The sequence below is a fragment of the Pseudidiomarina fusca genome, assembly GCF_032227045.1.
In the GTDB taxonomy this organism is placed as follows: domain Bacteria; phylum Pseudomonadota; class Gammaproteobacteria; order Enterobacterales; family Alteromonadaceae; genus Pseudidiomarina; species Pseudidiomarina fusca.
On record NZ_JANFPJ010000001.1, the window covers coordinates 113,347 to 130,054 of the forward strand.

Below are 16,708 nucleotides of genomic sequence, written 5' to 3' on the forward strand. Positions count from 1 at the left end.
ATAGATTAATTTGTGATTATTGCGAGGCAAGGTGTTAATCTTGGTGCAAATCAATGACTAACAATGATAAGAGATATTGATTCATGAGCCTGTATCAACACCCTGTACTTGAGGCCTTTCTACGCCAGTTATACATTGCTAACTTAGTTGACGCTGAAGCAGTGATGCAATACACCAAGCAGCCAGGAGGGCATCGTGATCCCTCTACTTGGGATGTCATAGGCATCGAAGATGTGCAGGTGTTAAGTGCGTTGTTAAGCACTCCTGTATTAGCTGAACTCTGGGCAAAGCGGTTACGCCGAACGCCCGCTACCTTAGTTTACCCTGCTGTCGTATATCGCTTTCGCGAAACCATGGATACTATCATTCCGCAGCGCAGCTTTCAGGACAAAACCGATACCACCAAGGATTGGTTTCGTTGTGCGTTTGAGGTGGCTGAGCGTTTTAAAAGAGTGTTTGAGCCCTTTGTGGAGTTTAAGTTAGGCTGTAAATTTAACGCAGTGACCAGCCCAGAGCACTTTATTGATCTACTTATCCAGTATGCAAGCTCGGGCGACAGTAACTTATTCGCAGAGTTTATAGCGCTTAATCCGCCTCGTAGCTTAGCTGATATAAAAGCTCACATTGAACAACTGGAGCACTACCTCCAAGGGCGTGTATTGGGGCAATCCCATGCTGTACGAACCGTAGTGAGACATGAGTTAGCAAGCGGCTGTATCGATAATGGCCGACAACGAGCTATTTTCACGTTTGTGGGGCCCAGTGGGGTAGGAAAAACAGAGTTAGCACGCAGCTACGCCCATGCATTGAGTGATGCTACCGGCTCGGGGTATCGCTTTCGTGAGTTTAGTATGGAAGCCTACGCTGACGACAAAGCATACATGAAATTGACAGGGTCTGGCTCGTATTATACTGACTCAGCGTTAGGTGACTTAACTCGCCACGTACAGTGTTATCCGCGTTCCGTGATTTTATTTGATGAAATCGAGAAAGCTCATCCTAGTGTGATTCAATCCATGCTTAGCATGTTAGATAGTGGTCGCATGACGGATATCACCTCGAATGAAGTGGCTGACTTTTCGCAGACGATTGTTATTTTTACTTCTAACCTAGGCCAAGCAGAATTTAATAAAGCCACTGGGATGGGAGAGTTAGATGTCTTTGATGTTCTGCGTCAAGCCAAACGTCCGGGCGATAGTCAGCCGGCCTTAACACCAGAATTAGTTGACCGATTAAAAAGCGGGGCAGCAATACGATTTAAGCCGCTCAGTGCCAGTACGCTCTTAGCCATTGCCGAACTGCGTGTGCGGGACTATTTGCAAGCAGGCTTCTCAGTGGTTGATTTAGATTTTACTGTGGATTTTTATGCGGCTTTACTGTTTGCGCAACTACCTAAACCCTCTGCTCGAGGTATTCAGGGTGTTGCCAATAATCTTTTGGCGGGTGCTAAGCGTGACATGTTTAGGCAGTTAACGAGCGCACAGTTACAACAGATTACTCAGTTGCAATTGCATTTAGATGAGAGCTGTTACGAACGTGTGCGCGGCAGCCACAAAGTATTATTAATCAATTGTCCAGCGGCACTGGTTGCACACCTTCAACAGCAGCTGCCGCGTTATGAATGGCAAGCTATATCACTGGTGGCTGCGTTAGAATTAAAACATCAAGTGAGTCAGTACGCTGCGGTATTAATTGCCGCCGGTGTGAGTGCTGATAGTTCTAGTGCCACACCCGAGCTGGCCGAGTTGGCTGCTGCTATTCGTCAATTACACAGATTTGCTGCTGGCGTACCCTTATTGATGGTGGCGGAACACACGATTGATGATGATGAATTTGACTTGCTCGATGAGGTGATTTCTGCTGCAAGCCTATTGGCAACCCCGACCCGATTGCAACGCCTGATTGAAGTTAATGCAAGGTTGCAGATTGGCCGGCGGCAAGAACAGCGATTTGATTATGACTATCACCTGCAACTCGATGGTAGCCAACTAAAGATAAGTTTAGTAAATCCCAAGTTCACTACCAATGTTAGTTCTTCACGAGTTATCGCTGGGGTGCCAGGCTTGCTGCGCGAGCGGCCGGGCGTACGTTTAGCTGATGTGGTGGGATTGCAACGTGCTAAAGCCGAGTTACAACGGGTTTTAGGTTGGCTAAAACAACCCGAGTTGTTACAACGACGCCAGTTAGCTATGCCAGCAGGCATTGTGTTAACCGGCCCTCCAGGTACCGGAAAAACCATGTTAGCCAAGGCGGTAGCTGGCGAAACGGAATTACCATTTTTGAATATTAATACTCACGATTTAGTGAGTTCAGTACAACATGGTACCGCCACTAAAATTCAGCAGATTTTTGCTGCTGCGCGTGATATTGCGCCCTGCATTATCTTTATCGATGAGATAGATATGATTGCTGGCCGTCGTGACCGTGCTGGCGCAGACACCTCGGCGGTGAATACGTTACTGACCAATTTAGATGGCCTACAAGCTGCAGCAGAGCCGGTTTTTGTGATTGCTGCCACTAATTATCCCGAGCGTCTAGATCCAGCACTCCTGCGAGCTGGCAGATTAGATGAGCCAGTGCACTGTGATTTGCCAGATAGAGCTGCTCGGCAGGCTTTTTTTGAAATGTTTGCTCATCGTTATGGGGTGCAATTGAGCAGCGAGCAATTGGCCGATTTTGCTGAAATGACACAAGGTATGAGTGGAGCGCAGCTAGAAAAAGCAATGCGCTTATGTATGCTCACCGAACAGGTAGAACAACATGGCGCTGCTGGTCTTACTATTGCTCAACTGCGTAAGGCTGTAACTGCTGCACATTATGGGGCGCCGCTTACAAGCCTAGGTCAATCACCGCAAGAGAAAAAATTAGTCGCCTATCATGAGGCTGGTCATTTACTCGTATCCCGTCTATTGATGCCGCATTATGACGTGCCTTTTGCCACCATTGAACCGCGTAACAATGCGCTTGGTTTTGTTGTTACCCATAAAGATGCAACTTTAGCGGCAACTACCATGGCAGAGATCAAAGCGAAAATAGCCATGAGTATGGCTGGACGAGAAGCGGAAGCTTACGCTGATTTAGGTGGTGAAGCTAACACTGGAGCAGCGAGTGATATCAGTTATGCTACCCAATTAGCCGAAGCGGCAGTATGTCAATACGGTTTAGATGAGGTATTCGGACCGGTGACACCTGCGGCTTTGCAACAAGTGAAATTAACCGGAGCACAGGCTGACTTGGTAGCCGAACGGATTAAGTTTTGGGTGACCGAAGGGCAACAGCAAGCGGCTGCCCTATTAGCACAACAGCAAGAGTTGTTACATAAAATAGCCGCTGCGTTATATCGCAATGAGTCACTTTATGGCGATGAAATAGATGAGCTATTTGCTGATGCCTAGGTATAATAACCAACTACCCTTCATGGTATTTCAGCCCAGCATAGAGAGAACAGCATGAGCACAACTGAAGATAACATTGAGCAAAGTCCGTTAACGCAAACTTACTCAGCTAATGAGCAGACAGTTACTATTGATATTTATAAAGGTGAGAGTGGTTGGATTCTTGAAATTGTTGATGCCGGCAATAATTCAACCCTGTGGGAAGATGAATTTGCAACAGATCAAGAAGCCCTTGATGAAGCCTTAGCCGCTTTGTCTGAAGAAGGTATCGACTGTTTTATTGGCCCAGCGTAAGCAGGCTTAAGTGCAGTAGCGCAAGAGGATGTTGACATGACATTAGCTTGCGCATACGGCACAATACCCCCCTTGTTTTTGTTTCGCAGCGGAATATGCCACCAGATATGACAGCACCTAGCTTTATTCATTTACGAGTTCACAGTGATTTTTCAATGATTGATGGGTTGGCTAAGGTCAAACCTATCTGTGAAGCTACCGTGGCTAAAGGAATGCCAGCTTTGGCATTAACCGATCAAATGAATATGTGTGGGCTAGTTCGCTTTTATCGTGCAGCCCACGATAAGGGATTAAAACCTATCGTTGGTTGCGATTTGTGGGTATTGCCAGCCGGTTGGACTCCAGACAGCAAAGAACAGCCGTTCAGATTAACCGCTTTAGCAATGACGAATGAAGGGTATCAGCAACTGACTGTCTTAATTAGTCGTGGCTATTTGGCTGGGCATCGCTGCGGCAAGCCTTGTATCAATAAAGAATGGTTGGCTGATCATCAGCAGGGAATTTTGTTACTCTCGGGCGGCCGAGATGGCGATATTGGCCGAGCCTTGCTAGCCAACAAGCCGGCAGAGGCTGTCCAGCTGCTGGAGTTTTATTCGCAGCATTTTGCCGATCGTTTTTATCTAGAACTGGTACGAACTGGGCGTGCTGGCGAGAATGACTACATTCATGCCGCGGTTAATCTCGCAGCGCAGCACCAAGTGCCGGTGGTAGCCACCAACGAAGTCGTGTTTTTGCGAGCAGAAGATTTTAACGCACATGAAATCAGAGTTGCGGTATCTGACGGCTATGTACTGAACGATAAGCGTCGACCACGTAATTACAGTGCTGAGCAATACCTCAAGAGCCCAGCAGAAATGGCCGAACTATTTGCCGACATACCGGAAGCGTTAGCTAATACGGTGGAAATTGCAAAACGCTGTAATGTGACGGTAAAGCTTGATGAATATGTATTGCCTGAGTTTCCAACGGGTGGTATGACCCCAGAAGATTTTTTAGTAAAAAAATCGCAGGAAGGTTTAGAACAACGTCTTATCGATTTGTTTCCGGATGAGCAAGAACGTGCAGTTAAACGCGTGGAATATGACCAGCGCTTAGAAACTGAACTTAAAGTTATCAATGATATGGGCTTTCCTGGTTACTTCTTAATCGTGATGGAGTTTATCCAGTGGTCTAAAGACAACAATATTCCGGTTGGCCCCGGCCGAGGTTCAGGCGCAGGCTCGTTAGTTGCCTATGCCTTAAAAATCACTGATTTAGACCCACTTGAATTAGATTTGCTGTTCGAACGATTTTTGAATCCAGAACGGGTATCCATGCCCGATTTTGATATTGACTTCTGTATGGATCGGCGTGATGAAGTTATTGATCATGTTGCTGATCTTTACGGACGTGAAGCCGTTTCTCAGATCATTACTTTTGGCACTATGGCCGCTAAGGCATCGATTCGAGACGTCGGTCGGGTGTTAGGTCATCCCTATGGTTTTGTTGATAAAATCACCAAGTTAGTACCTGGCGACCCGGGGATGACCCTAGCTAAAGCATTTGAAATTGAGCCGCGTTTAGCTGAAATGTATCAGCAAGATAATGATGTTCGCGACATCATTGATATGGCTAGGATTTTAGAAGGGGTCACCCGTAATGCCGGTAAGCATGCTGGTGGGGTAGTGATAGCGCCCAATAAAATCACCGATTTTGCACCATTATATTGCGATGAAGAGGGTAAACAGCCGGTTACTCAGTTTGATAAGAATGACGTAGAAGCAGCAGGTCTGGTTAAGTTCGACTTTTTGGGCTTGCGCACGCTAACCATTATTCAATGGGCATTGGATATGGTGAATGCCAATCGTGCTAAAGCTGATCTTGAACCTATTGATATTGCTAAAATTCCGTTGGAAGATCCTGCTTGCTTCGCCTTGCTCAAGAAAGCCCAAACCACAGCGGTGTTTCAATTAGAATCAGCTGGCATGAAGCAACTGATCAAGAAGTTGTTGCCCGATAGCTTTGAAGACATTATTGCTTTGGTTGCGCTATTTCGGCCAGGCCCGTTACAGTCAGGCATGGTGGACAACTTTATTGACCGTAAGCATGGCCGAGAAGAACTGTCTTATCCTGACAAAGACTATCAGCACGAATCTCTGATTCCGATCTTGGAACCTACGTACGGGGTTATCCTTTATCAAGAGCAAGTGATGCAGATAGCGCAGGTGTTAGCCGGTTATTCACTAGGTGGTGCGGATTTACTACGCCGTGCTATGGGTAAGAAAAAACCAGAAGAAATGGCCAAACAACGTGCGGTGTTTGAAGAAGGCGCACGTAAAAATGGTATTGATGGTGAGCTAGCGATTAAGATCTTTGACTTGGTAGAAAAATTTGCCGGTTACGGTTTTAACAAATCGCACTCGGCCGCTTACGCCTTGGTTTCTTACCAAACGCTATGGATGAAAACCCATTATCCAGCAGAATTTATGGCCGCAGTGATGTCGGCCGATATGGATAATACCGACAAAATAGTAACGCTAGTAGATGAATGTGAAAATATGGGGCTCACTATTTTACCGCCCGATGTTAATGCTGGTCAGTACAAGTTTACGGTCGATCACGAGCAGCGTATTGTGTACGGCATTGGTGCCATAAAAGGGGTGGGTGAGGCTCCTATTGAAGCCATTTTGCAGGCGCGCAATGAAGGGGGCGCCTTTACAGATCTGTTTGATTTTTGCTGCCGGGTTGATTTAAAAAAGCTGAATCGCCGAGTGCTCGAAAAACTTATTAAAGCTGGTGCAATGGATTCGCTTGGGCCTCATCGTGCAGCGCTGATGGCAACCTTAGAAAAAGCGATGCGTCAGGCTGAACAACATGCGCGTGCCGAAGCCCAGGGGCAGGCCGATTTATTTGGGGTGCTAACCTCAGCTGTTGATGATGTGACCATTGAGCACGAGTTCGTGCAAGTACCGCCATGGCGTGAAGTGATTTGGTTGGAGGGCGAACGTGAGACTCTTGGACTATACTTAACTGGCCACCCGATTAATCGTTATCGGCGTGAGTTGCGTCATTACGTGCCCTGCGCATTGGCTGATGTGAAGCCAACTGGGCGAGATCAAACCACCACAGTAGCCGGGTTAGTGGTAGATGTGCGTACCATGTTAAATCGTCAGCAACAGCGTTGGGCTATTGTTACCTTACATGATAAAACCGCACGCTTTGATTTTCGGGTGTATGCGAAAGATTACGAAATTTATCAACACTTGCTCGAAAAAGATCAAATATTGGTGGTAAAAGGAGAGGTCAGCTTTGATGATTACTCGTCTGCCAATACAATGACAGCACGTGAAATTATGACCTTGGTAGGCATGCGCGAGCAGTATGCTAAGGCTTTGAAGCTAACGGTTCGGCAAGAACAGTTAGCTGGCGCTGGTTTGCAACGTCTAGTGGAATTGATTGAGCCTTATAAACAAGGTAGTTGCCCGCTATTGTTGCAATATCAGCAGCCTCAAGTGCAGGCGCAGTTTCATGCTGCCACTGAGTGGTATGTAACGCCCACGGACGAATTATTATACGAGTTGCAGCAGCAGCTTGGTAAGGATCATGTTGAACTCGAGTTTTAATGGCAAATAGGAGCCATAATGAGTCTTAAATTTTTAGATTTTGAACAGCCTATCGCTGAGCTACAAGCACAAATTGAAGAGCTGAAGGCGGTTGGCGCCAAGGGCGATTTTGATATTTCTATTGAAGAAGAAATTGCTAAATTACAAGAAAAGCGTGAACAGCTGGTAGCTAAAATCTTTGGCGATTTAGGCGCTTGGCAAGTAGCTCAATTAGCTCGGCATCCGTTGCGGCCCTACACGTTGGATTATATTCAGCATATTTTTGAAGACTTTGATGAGCTTGCTGGCGATCGTACTTTTGCTAACGATGAGGCCATTGTTGGTGGTACAGCGCGTCTTAATGGTCAACCAGTGATGGTTATTGGTCATCAAAAAGGTCGTGAAACCAAAGAAAAAATCCGCCGCAATTTTGGTATGCCTAAGCCTGAAGGTTATCGTAAAGCATTGCGCTTAATGGAGATGGCTGAACGCTTTAAGATGCCCATCATTACCTTCATTGATACCCCAGGTGCTTATCCTGGCATCGGTGCTGAAGAGCGTGGGCAGTCTGAAGCGATCGCTCGTAATCTAAAAGTCATGGCCAGATTAAATACTCCAATCATTTGTACCGTTATTGGTGAAGGTGGTTCTGGTGGCGCGTTAGCCATTGGTGTGGGTGATAAAGTAAATATGCTGCAATACTCTACTTATTCAGTGATTTCGCCAGAGGGGTGTGCTTCTATTTTGTGGAAGAGTGCAGAGAAAGCTCCACTAGCCGCTGAAGCTATGGGTGTCACAGCCCAACGGTCAAAAGAGTTAGGCTTAATCGACACTATTATTGAAGAACCTATCGGTGGCGCTCATCGTGACCATGTGCAAATGGCAGAGCGTTTAAAGCAACGCTTAGCAGACGATCTGCAAGCATTGCTAAATCTTGATAGTGCCGAGCGGTTAGAACAGCGTTATCAGAAGTTAATGTCATTTGGATACTGTTAAGCATAACCTATCGGATAGCTGGGCAGAGCAACTCTTCCAGCAGTTTAGCCACCAGTTAGTTGAATTGGCTTTAGAGCCAGGACAACAGCTGGTGGTTTGCCTTGGTGGCGGAGCTGATTCGCAAACCTTATTAGACCTCACCGATCGTTTTCGGCAAACGCATCCGGAATACACCTACCTAGCTATTCATTTAGATCATAGTTTTCATGAAAAATCAGCCGCTTGGGCCGCTGGTTTGGTGGCAGACTGCCAACAGCGGCAATTTCCGTTTATTTGCGAACCGCTTCAGGTTGATCTGGGGGCGCGTATTAGCAAAGAGGCAGCCGGCCGCAATGCACGTTATCAACGTCTGGTTGAATTAACTCAACCTGACGCAGTGCTGTTGTTGGGACAGCATCGCAACGACCAAATTGAAACCTTGTTCTTGCAGCTAAAGCGAGGTGCCGGACCGAAAGGGCTAGCGGCCATGGCTAAATTCATGCAACGGCATCAACGCTATTGGTGGCGGCCACTGTTGGACATCAGTAAAGCCGAAATCTACCAGTATGCGCACGCTCGGCAATTGTTCTGGATTGAAGATGATACCAACTACGATGTGAGTATTGAGCGCAATTTTTTACGTCATCAAGTAGTGCCATTATTAGAACAGCGTTGGCCCCATTTTGGCGATGCTGTGCTCCGCAGCACTCTACTTTGTGCAGAAAACCAGCAACTGTTAGAACTATTACTAGCAGATCGGGTGGCACCTCATATAGATGCTCAAGGACGTTTAGCTAGTCGTTGGATGGTAGGGCAGAGCGCTGAGTTACAACGTGGTATTCTGCGCTTTTGGTTGCAACAACAACAAGCACCACTACCTTCTTTTGCACAGCTAGAACAGTTGCGTGAACAGATGCTTAACACAGATAATAATGCACGCCCTAAGGTGGGTTGGGCCGATTGTTTGGTGAGTCGTCACACTGCCGATACCAAAGATCGTTTATTAACTCTTACGCGGGTTAGCAAAAAACGCTAAGCAATCCCCGCAGCACAAGGATAGAGATGAACCAGCGCAAGGCTATTTATCTTGCTTTGATGGCCGTACTGTTATGGTCAACTGTGGCGACTGCGTTTAAATTAGCACTACGGGACTTGTCGCCGTTGCAGCTACTGACCATAGCCAGTATCACTAGTGTGGTTACCTTTGCGGCTATTTTAAGCATGCAAGGGCGTTGGCGAGAAACCTTGCGTTTAGGCCGACAACGTTGGTTATTCTATTTGGGCCTAGGGCTGATAAACCCAACAGCCTATTACTGGGTGTTATTTGCTGCCTACGACCAACTTCCTGCACAACAAGCACAAGCAATTAATTATACTTGGGCTATTACCATGAGCCTGCTTGCGGTGCCTTTCTTGCAACAACGTCTCACTCGCAAAGAACTGATTGCCATGCTATTGGCTTACGCTGGAGTCTTTCTAATTGCCACGGGTGGCCATTGGGATTTGCGTCAAACCAACTGGCTTGGCATCGGTTTAGCGTTAGCCAGCACCTTGTTGTGGGCTAGTTACTGGTTAATTAATACCAAAAATACCGATAAACCAGTACCAGCTTTATTTTGGTGTTTTGTGTTCGGTAGTCTATGGTTAGCCTTATTACATGTGGGCCAATGGTGGTGGCAACCGGCTACCAATAGTGTTGTTTGGCCTTGGTTTAGCACGGGCTTTTGGGCCGGAATATATGTCGGCTTATTTGAAATGGGAATAACCTTCTTCTTGTGGTTAACGGCCATGCGGTTAGCTACAAAAACCGCACAAATCTCAACTTTAATTTTTCTCAGCCCATTTGTTTCGTTAATATTAATTTACTTTGTGTTACACGAGACCATTCAATTGACCACGCTTATCGGCTTGTCGTTAATTTGTGTGGGACTTTATCGCTTACGGGAGAGCTAATGAATAGCGCGTTCACTGATGTACTCTTGTTACTCGCCATTGCGGTTGTACTAGTGTGGGCATTTCGGCGGATAAAATTGCCGGCTATCTTAGCTTACTTAGTGGCAGGGATTATAGCGGGACCAGACATCACAGGCTGGATCCATGATCCTGATGAATACCATTTTATTGCAGAGCTTGGAGTGGTGTTATTACTGTTCTCGTTAGGGCTTGAATTCTCGCTTCCCAAAATGATTGCTATGCGCAAGTTAGTGTTTGGCTTGGGCGCAGGGCAAGTAGTTCTGTGTACGGCCTTGTTTGCCATCGCTGCTTATTTATGGTTAGGGGATTGGGCTGCAGGTTTCGTGATTGGGGGAACCTTAGCTTTGTCTAGTACGGCAGTGGTTATTAAACAATTAGGTGAATCAGCCCAGTTAACCAGCCGCAAAGGCCAAATGACCGTCGCAGTATTATTGTTTCAAGATATTGCTGTGGTACCAATGCTTATTATTATTCCATTGCTGGCAGCAAATTCTGATGTGGCTATTTGGCAAAGTCTGGCGATTGCGCTGCTCAAAGGAGCCCTGGTTGTGGCAGTGCTGATGGCAATCGGTAAATGGTTACTGCCGCATGTATTTCGTGAAATTGCTAAGTTAAGAACAGATGAATTATTTGTTTTGGCTACGCTATTGGTGGCGCTAGTTGCTGGTGGAATGACTCAATTGTTTGGGCTGTCGATGGCACTGGGTGCCTTCTTAGCAGGTATGATGCTGGGTGAGAGTAAGTACAAACACCAGTTAGAGGCCGATATTCGACCGTTTCGCGATATTTTAATGGGGTTGTTTTTTACTACGGTAGGGATGCAACTCGATCTCCAAGTATTTGTGAATAACCTCCATTGGATTGCCCTAGGGGTTGTTGCCATTGGTTTAGTTAAACTACTGATTGTGCGTGGTATAGCTGGAGTAATGGGGGAACGAGCAGAAGATGCTTGGGGCTCTGGATTAATGCTGTTTCAGATGGGTGAGTTTGGCTTTGTGCTGGTATCGTTGGCGCTGACGTACCAACTTCTGCCTGCTGAATTAGCTTCGATGATTGTCGGGGTCGGGGTGTTTGGTATGGCACTAACACCACTGGCGATTCAACGTTGCAACTCGATTATTGCGCCATTGCTACCTAAGGCTTCAGCAGCTAATGAGACGTTACCGCTACAACCTAACGGCGATAGTAGCCGGGTGTTGGTGCTTGGATTTGGACGGGTAGGACAAACAGTCGCTCGGTTTCTAGCTACTGAAGGTATTGATTACTTAGCTATTGATCACGACGCTAAGCGAGTTCAAGAAGCTATTGCTGGCGGGGCTAAAGTCTTTTTTGGCAGTGCTAGCCGCCGCGATATCCTAAAAGCAGTTCATGCCGATGAAGCAGAATTAATTATTATCACTTTTGCTGAAGATGAGCGTGCCTTGGAAGTATTAAAGGCTCTTCGTGGCATGAATGAGCACGCAGAAATTATTGTAAGAAGTAGAGACGACGTTCGTCTACAAGCCATGATGGAAGCTGGTGCAACTCAAGTAGTGCCGGATACGTTGGAAGCAAGCTTGATGTTGGTATCACAAATATTGAGCCGCTCCGGCGTTCCTATCCGTAGAATTTTAACCAGGTTAGATCATGCTCGACGCAGCCATTACGGCGATATGCATGGCTTTTATCCTGGCGAAACTACGGATATGGATCCGGAAAAACTAGATCGTTTACAGTTTCTTCATGCAGTGGCTTTACCCGAACATTCGTATGCATGTGGCCAGCAATTAGCACAATTGCAGCTAGATGATTTAAACATCAAAGTAAAATCCGTACGCCGGGCTGAACAAGAGTTTACCGAGGTACATGGCGACTTCACCTTGCAGCAGGATGATGTGGTACTGCTGGCTGGTAGCCCAAGAGCGATTGAAGCAGGAGAAAGTTATTTATTAAATGGGTAAGTGTTAACAACTGCTAACACATTGTTACTAACAGCTTAATAAATGATGCTTCATACTATATAGGTCGATAATTTTTTAATACGGAAGCAACATTCCATGGCATTTAAAAAACGAGCGCTGTTACCCCCGCTGATTATCATCATCGCTATTTTGTTGTTAGTGGCTTTAAGTATGCTGCGCCCGCAGCCGCCGCAACGCTCTATGGAGCGTCCTGCGATATTGGTGGAGGTACTTGAAGCAAAACCTGAAACCATTAACTTTCAAGTGGCTGGGCAGGGCAATGTGATGCCCAAGCATATGACTAATATTGTCAGCCAAGTAAGTGGCCAAGTGGTTGAGGTTTCACCTAAGTTTGTCAATGGCGGCTTTTTTACCGCTGGCGAAGTGTTGATCAAGATAGACCCTGCCGATTACCAAGTAGCCTTACAAACAGCCCAAGCTAATTTAGCTCAAGCAAAAGCAGCTTTGGCAGAAGAAAGTGCACGTGCAAAAGTGGCTAAAGAAGAATGGGAATCGCTGCAAATGGGTGAAATTCCGGCACTAGGTATTCGTGAGCCGCAAGTAGCCAGTGCAGTAGCTGCCGTGCAATCAGCTGAAGCTGCGGTGGCAAAAGCCAAACGCGATTTAGAGCGGACCCAGATTAAAGCGCCTTTTGCAGGTATTATGCAAAATAAAGGGGTGGATATGGGGCAGTTCGTTAGCATGAACAGTCAAGTAGCTACGCTTTATGGTTCTGAAGTTGCTGAAATACGTGTTCCTCTGAGCGATCGCGATCTTGCTTACTTAGATTTACCTGAAGCTAACCATAGTGGCGCTTATCCCGAAGTTTTACTTACTAGTAATGTAGCTGGTGAAGAATTCAATTGGCGCGGTTCCTTGGTGCGAAGCGAAGGTATCTTAGATAGCAACAGCCGAGTGATTTATGGTGTGGTAGAAGTGCCAGATCCATACAATCAAAGTGGCAATAGTCATGCAACGCCTTTACGTTTTGGCCGTTTCGTACAGTTGAAAATTCAAGGTTTGTCGGCTGAACAGGTATTTGTGATACCGCGCCATGCCATGACTGTGAATGGCAAGATTTGGGTGGTTGATGACGAGCGACGGTTACAGTCGCGAACCGTTAACGTGCTTCGTAGTGAAGAAAACTCGCTGATTATCAATGAAGGTTTAGAAACCGGCGACCGAGTCATGCTCACGCAGGTACCTAATGCTTTGCCAAGTATGAAAGTACGCTTAGCGGGTGACCCGTTACCGGCACAGCAAGAAGCCCCGGTGGCTGAAACTGCTCAGGTAAAGGAGTAACACCATGAGTAGTCATTATGATGTAGACCCCAAGAAGGGCTTTATTGCTTGGTGGGCGAATAATAGTGTCGCCGCCAACTTATTGATGGCGCTGATTATCATCACCGGCTTATTTATGGTGGGGCAAGTGCGCAAGCAAATGTTCCCCGAAATTGAACTCAATATAATTAGTGTACAAGTACCCTTTCCTGGTGCGGCTCCGCAAGAAGTAGAGCAAGGCGTATTGGTGCGTATTGAAGATGCCATCGAAGATGTTAACGGCATTGAGCGTGTCACCTCTACGGCCCGTGAAGGTAGTGGCTCGGTGTCGATTGAAGTTGAAAGTGGCTACGATGTGCAGGTGGTTATGGATGAGGTAAAAATGCTCATCGATGCCATTCCAAGCTTTCCTCAACAGATTGAAAAACCAAATATTTATCGTATTCGTCCGCAACGCCAAGTGATCTGGATGAGTATCTATGGTGCTATGGATGAATATTCTCAGAAAGAGTTAGCCAAATCGATTCGTGACGAGCTCAAAGATATTGGTGGTATCACCAAGGTTGAGGTAGTGGGTGCACGCGATTATGAAATATCGATTGAAATTTCTGAGGCTGATTTACAACGTTATAACTTAACCTTCCAGGATGTTGTACAGGCGGTTAGAGGCACCTCGATTGATGTGGCTGGGGGCTCAATTCGTACTCCCAATGGCGATATTCTATTACGTGCTAATAACCAAGCCTACGTCGGAGATGAGTTTGAACGAATTACCTTAATTAATCGCCCTGATGGAACTCGCTTAACGCTTGGCGACATAGCTACCGTAAACGATGCTTTTATTGAAAGCAGACGTTTTACTCAATTCGATGGTGGCCCCGCAACCTTTATCCGGGTCGATTCAGTAGGTAATCAAAACGATTTAAAAATAGCTGAGGTGGTGCGCAACTACGCCGAACGTAAACAGAAAGAGTTACCACCCGATGTCAATATTGCACATTGGGGAGATGCCTCTTATTACCTACAGGATCGTTTAGATCTGATGATTGGTAATATGATTTCTGGCGGCTTTTTGGTGTTCATTATGCTGTCACTGTTTTTGCAACTGCGTCTCGCTTTTTGGGTGATGATTGGCATTCCCTTGTGTTTCTTAGGTACCATCGCACTAATGCCGTTACCCATGTTCGATATTTCTATCAACATGATTTCGTTGTTCGGTTTTATCTTAGTGCTGGGGATAGTGGTGGATGACGCCATTGTCATAGGCGAAAGTGCCTATTCGGAAATAGAAGCCAATGGGAAATCGATTGATAACGTGGTGGTAGGAGCCAAGAAAGTAGCTATGCCTGCAACCTTCGGGGTGCTCACCACTATGGTCGCTTTTATTCCGATGTTGATGGTAGAAGGCGGGATGGGGGCTATTTGGGAATCCATCGCTTGGGTCGTTATTCTGTGTCTAGCGTTTTCGTTAGTCGAATCTAAGCTCATTTTGCCAGCTCACATTGCCCATATGAAGTTTTCTAAAACGGCGACAGACAAGCAAAATGGTTTTCAGCGGGTACGAAATAAGATCTCAAACGGCTTAAAAGTGTTTGTAGATAAATACTATCGCCCGTTTTTAGCCAAGTGCCTTCATTATCGCTACACCACCTTAGCTAGTTTTATTGCTATGTTTATTTTGGCGATTGGCCTGATCTCAGGTGGCGTGGTGCGCTGGGTATTCTTCCCGAATATTCCGGGCGATTTCATTCAAGCACAAGTGCAGATGCAACCTGGCTCGTCTGAAGAAGCTACCATCAGCGCTTTACAACAAGTTGAGCAGGCGCTGCGCGCAGTTGATGCTCGTGCCGAGGATGAAGGTGGCATGGCTCTTGTTAAACACGTCAATACTTGGATGTCGGGAACCACTGGTGGTACCGTCATGACCGAGTTGGTGAAGGGCGATGACATTAACATTGATGGCTTTAAGTTCATTAATGACTGGCGCCAACAGGTACCAGAAATTGCTGGAGTTAAATCACTCAACTTTCAAGGTAGCGTTGGCGGTGGCGGTGGTTTTGATGTGGAATTTCAGCTAACTGGCGAAAATCTACAAGACTTATCGGCGGCGGCAACCCTACTTAAGCAAGAGTTGGGGCAGTTTGACGGGGTGTTCGATATTGAAGACACCTTTGGTGAGGGCAACGACGAAATCATTCTCGAGTTAAAGCCACTTGCGACAGCTATGGGTATCAGTCTGCAAGAACTAGCAGGACAGGTGCGTTATGCTTTCTATGGTGCTGAAGCGCAACGGATTCAGCGTGGTGATGAAGAAGTTCGAGTCATGGTTCGTTATCCGTTAGATGAACGTCAGTCAGTGGGTAATTTAGAGGATATGAAACTGCGCACCGCTGATGGGTCGTTAATTCCGTTCACTGAATTAGCCAACGTACGTTTTGCTAAAGGCTACAACACTATTACACGTATCAACCGTGAGCGGTCTGTAAACGTTCGAGCTCGTGTCGATAAAGACCGTGTAGAGCCGTTTCAGATTGTACGCCAAGTGATGGCCGAAAAACTGCCTCCGATTTTAGATCAATACCCAAGTGTGGGGTATAAGCTAGAGGGGGCATCGCAAGATGAAGCCGAAGCAACTAATTCATTAGCAATTGGCTTTGCTCTAGCTCTATTTGCTATTTATGCCTTGATGGCAATTCCGTTGCGCTCATACAGTCAGCCGATGATCATCATGTCGGTGATTCCGTTTGGTATGGTCGGTGCGGTGGTGGGCCACTGGGTTATTGGCATGCCTATTTCGATTTTGAGCCTATTCGGTATCATTGCCTTGGCTGGGGTTGTGGTGAATGACTCCTTGGTTATGGTTGATTATGTGAACCGCGCGCGTGCGGATGGCGTGGCGTTGCGTAAGGCGGTTGCGGAAGCTGGCGCAGCGCGCTTCAGAGCGATTATCCTAACCTCGTTAACCACCTTCTTTGGTCTGTTACCTATTGTGTTAGAAACCAGTATGCAAGCTAAGCTGGTAATTCCAATGGCGATTTCATTGGCATTCGGTATTTTGTTCGCTACCGTGATCACGCTTTTGTTAATTCCATGCTTGTACCTGATTCTTGATGATACCAAGCGCAACATGAGGACTATGTTGAGCTGGTATGGCTTGGCCAAACCACCGGCCCCAAAATCAGCACAACACAATAGTGTCACATAATGTTAAACTATTGGCCGTAAACTGATTCTTGTGCTGGCAACCGTTGTTGCCAGCACTTCAGCA

The 16,708-nt window shown here is 46.5% G+C and carries 9 protein-coding genes; all 9 read left to right on the forward strand.

The window, feature by feature from the left end:
* The first annotated feature begins 83 nt into the window (after positions 1 to 83).
* The 9 genes from NOG12_RS00590 to NOG12_RS00630 all read left to right on the forward strand — a co-directional run bounded on the left by NOG12_RS00590 (position 84) and on the right by NOG12_RS00630 (position 16,645).
* Complete coding sequence (locus NOG12_RS00590) at positions 84 to 3,395, forward strand: AAA family ATPase (protein ID WP_313932122.1); 3,312 nt, start codon at positions 84 to 86, stop codon at positions 3,393 to 3,395.
* A gap of 54 nt (positions 3,396 to 3,449) precedes the next feature.
* Entirely contained in the window at positions 3,450 to 3,689 is a 240-nt protein-coding gene (locus tag NOG12_RS00595; protein WP_153826968.1) for a hypothetical protein, read from the forward strand.
* 107 nt (positions 3,690 to 3,796) lie between these two features.
* On the forward strand, positions 3,797 to 7,291 hold the full coding sequence (gene dnaE, locus NOG12_RS00600) for a DNA polymerase III subunit alpha (protein WP_313932123.1): 3,495 nt from the start codon (positions 3,797 to 3,799) through the stop codon (positions 7,289 to 7,291).
* Between the two features lie 18 nt (positions 7,292 to 7,309).
* The gene (gene accA / locus NOG12_RS00605; protein WP_110075427.1) at positions 7,310 to 8,266 is read left to right on the forward strand and encodes an acetyl-CoA carboxylase carboxyl transferase subunit alpha; all 957 of its coding nucleotides are present in this window, start codon (positions 7,310 to 7,312) and stop codon (positions 8,264 to 8,266) included.
* Positions 8,253 to 9,281: a tRNA lysidine(34) synthetase TilS gene (gene tilS, locus NOG12_RS00610; protein WP_313932124.1), complete on the forward strand. Its 1,029-nt coding sequence runs from the start codon at positions 8,253 to 8,255 to the stop codon at positions 9,279 to 9,281. Before accA ends, tilS begins: the two co-directional genes overlap by 14 nt.
* Positions 9,282 to 9,307: 26 nt before the next feature.
* Positions 9,308 to 10,198 (forward strand): DMT family transporter, encoded by an 891-nt coding sequence (locus tag NOG12_RS00615; protein WP_313932125.1) that lies wholly within the window; start codon positions 9,308 to 9,310, stop codon positions 10,196 to 10,198.
* Complete coding sequence (locus tag NOG12_RS00620; protein WP_313932126.1) at positions 10,198 to 12,159, forward strand: monovalent cation:proton antiporter-2 (CPA2) family protein; 1,962 nt, start codon at positions 10,198 to 10,200, stop codon at positions 12,157 to 12,159. Before NOG12_RS00615 ends, NOG12_RS00620 begins: the two co-directional genes overlap by 1 nt.
* Positions 12,160 to 12,255: 96 nt before the next feature.
* Complete coding sequence (locus NOG12_RS00625) at positions 12,256 to 13,461, forward strand: efflux RND transporter periplasmic adaptor subunit (RefSeq protein ID WP_313932127.1); 1,206 nt, start codon at positions 12,256 to 12,258, stop codon at positions 13,459 to 13,461.
* Positions 13,462 to 13,465: 4 nt separating this feature from the next.
* A complete protein-coding gene (locus NOG12_RS00630; protein ID WP_313932128.1) occupies positions 13,466 to 16,645 on the forward strand; it encodes an efflux RND transporter permease subunit in 3,180 nt (1,059 codons plus the stop codon).
* The last annotated feature ends 63 nt before the right edge of the window (positions 16,646 to 16,708 follow it).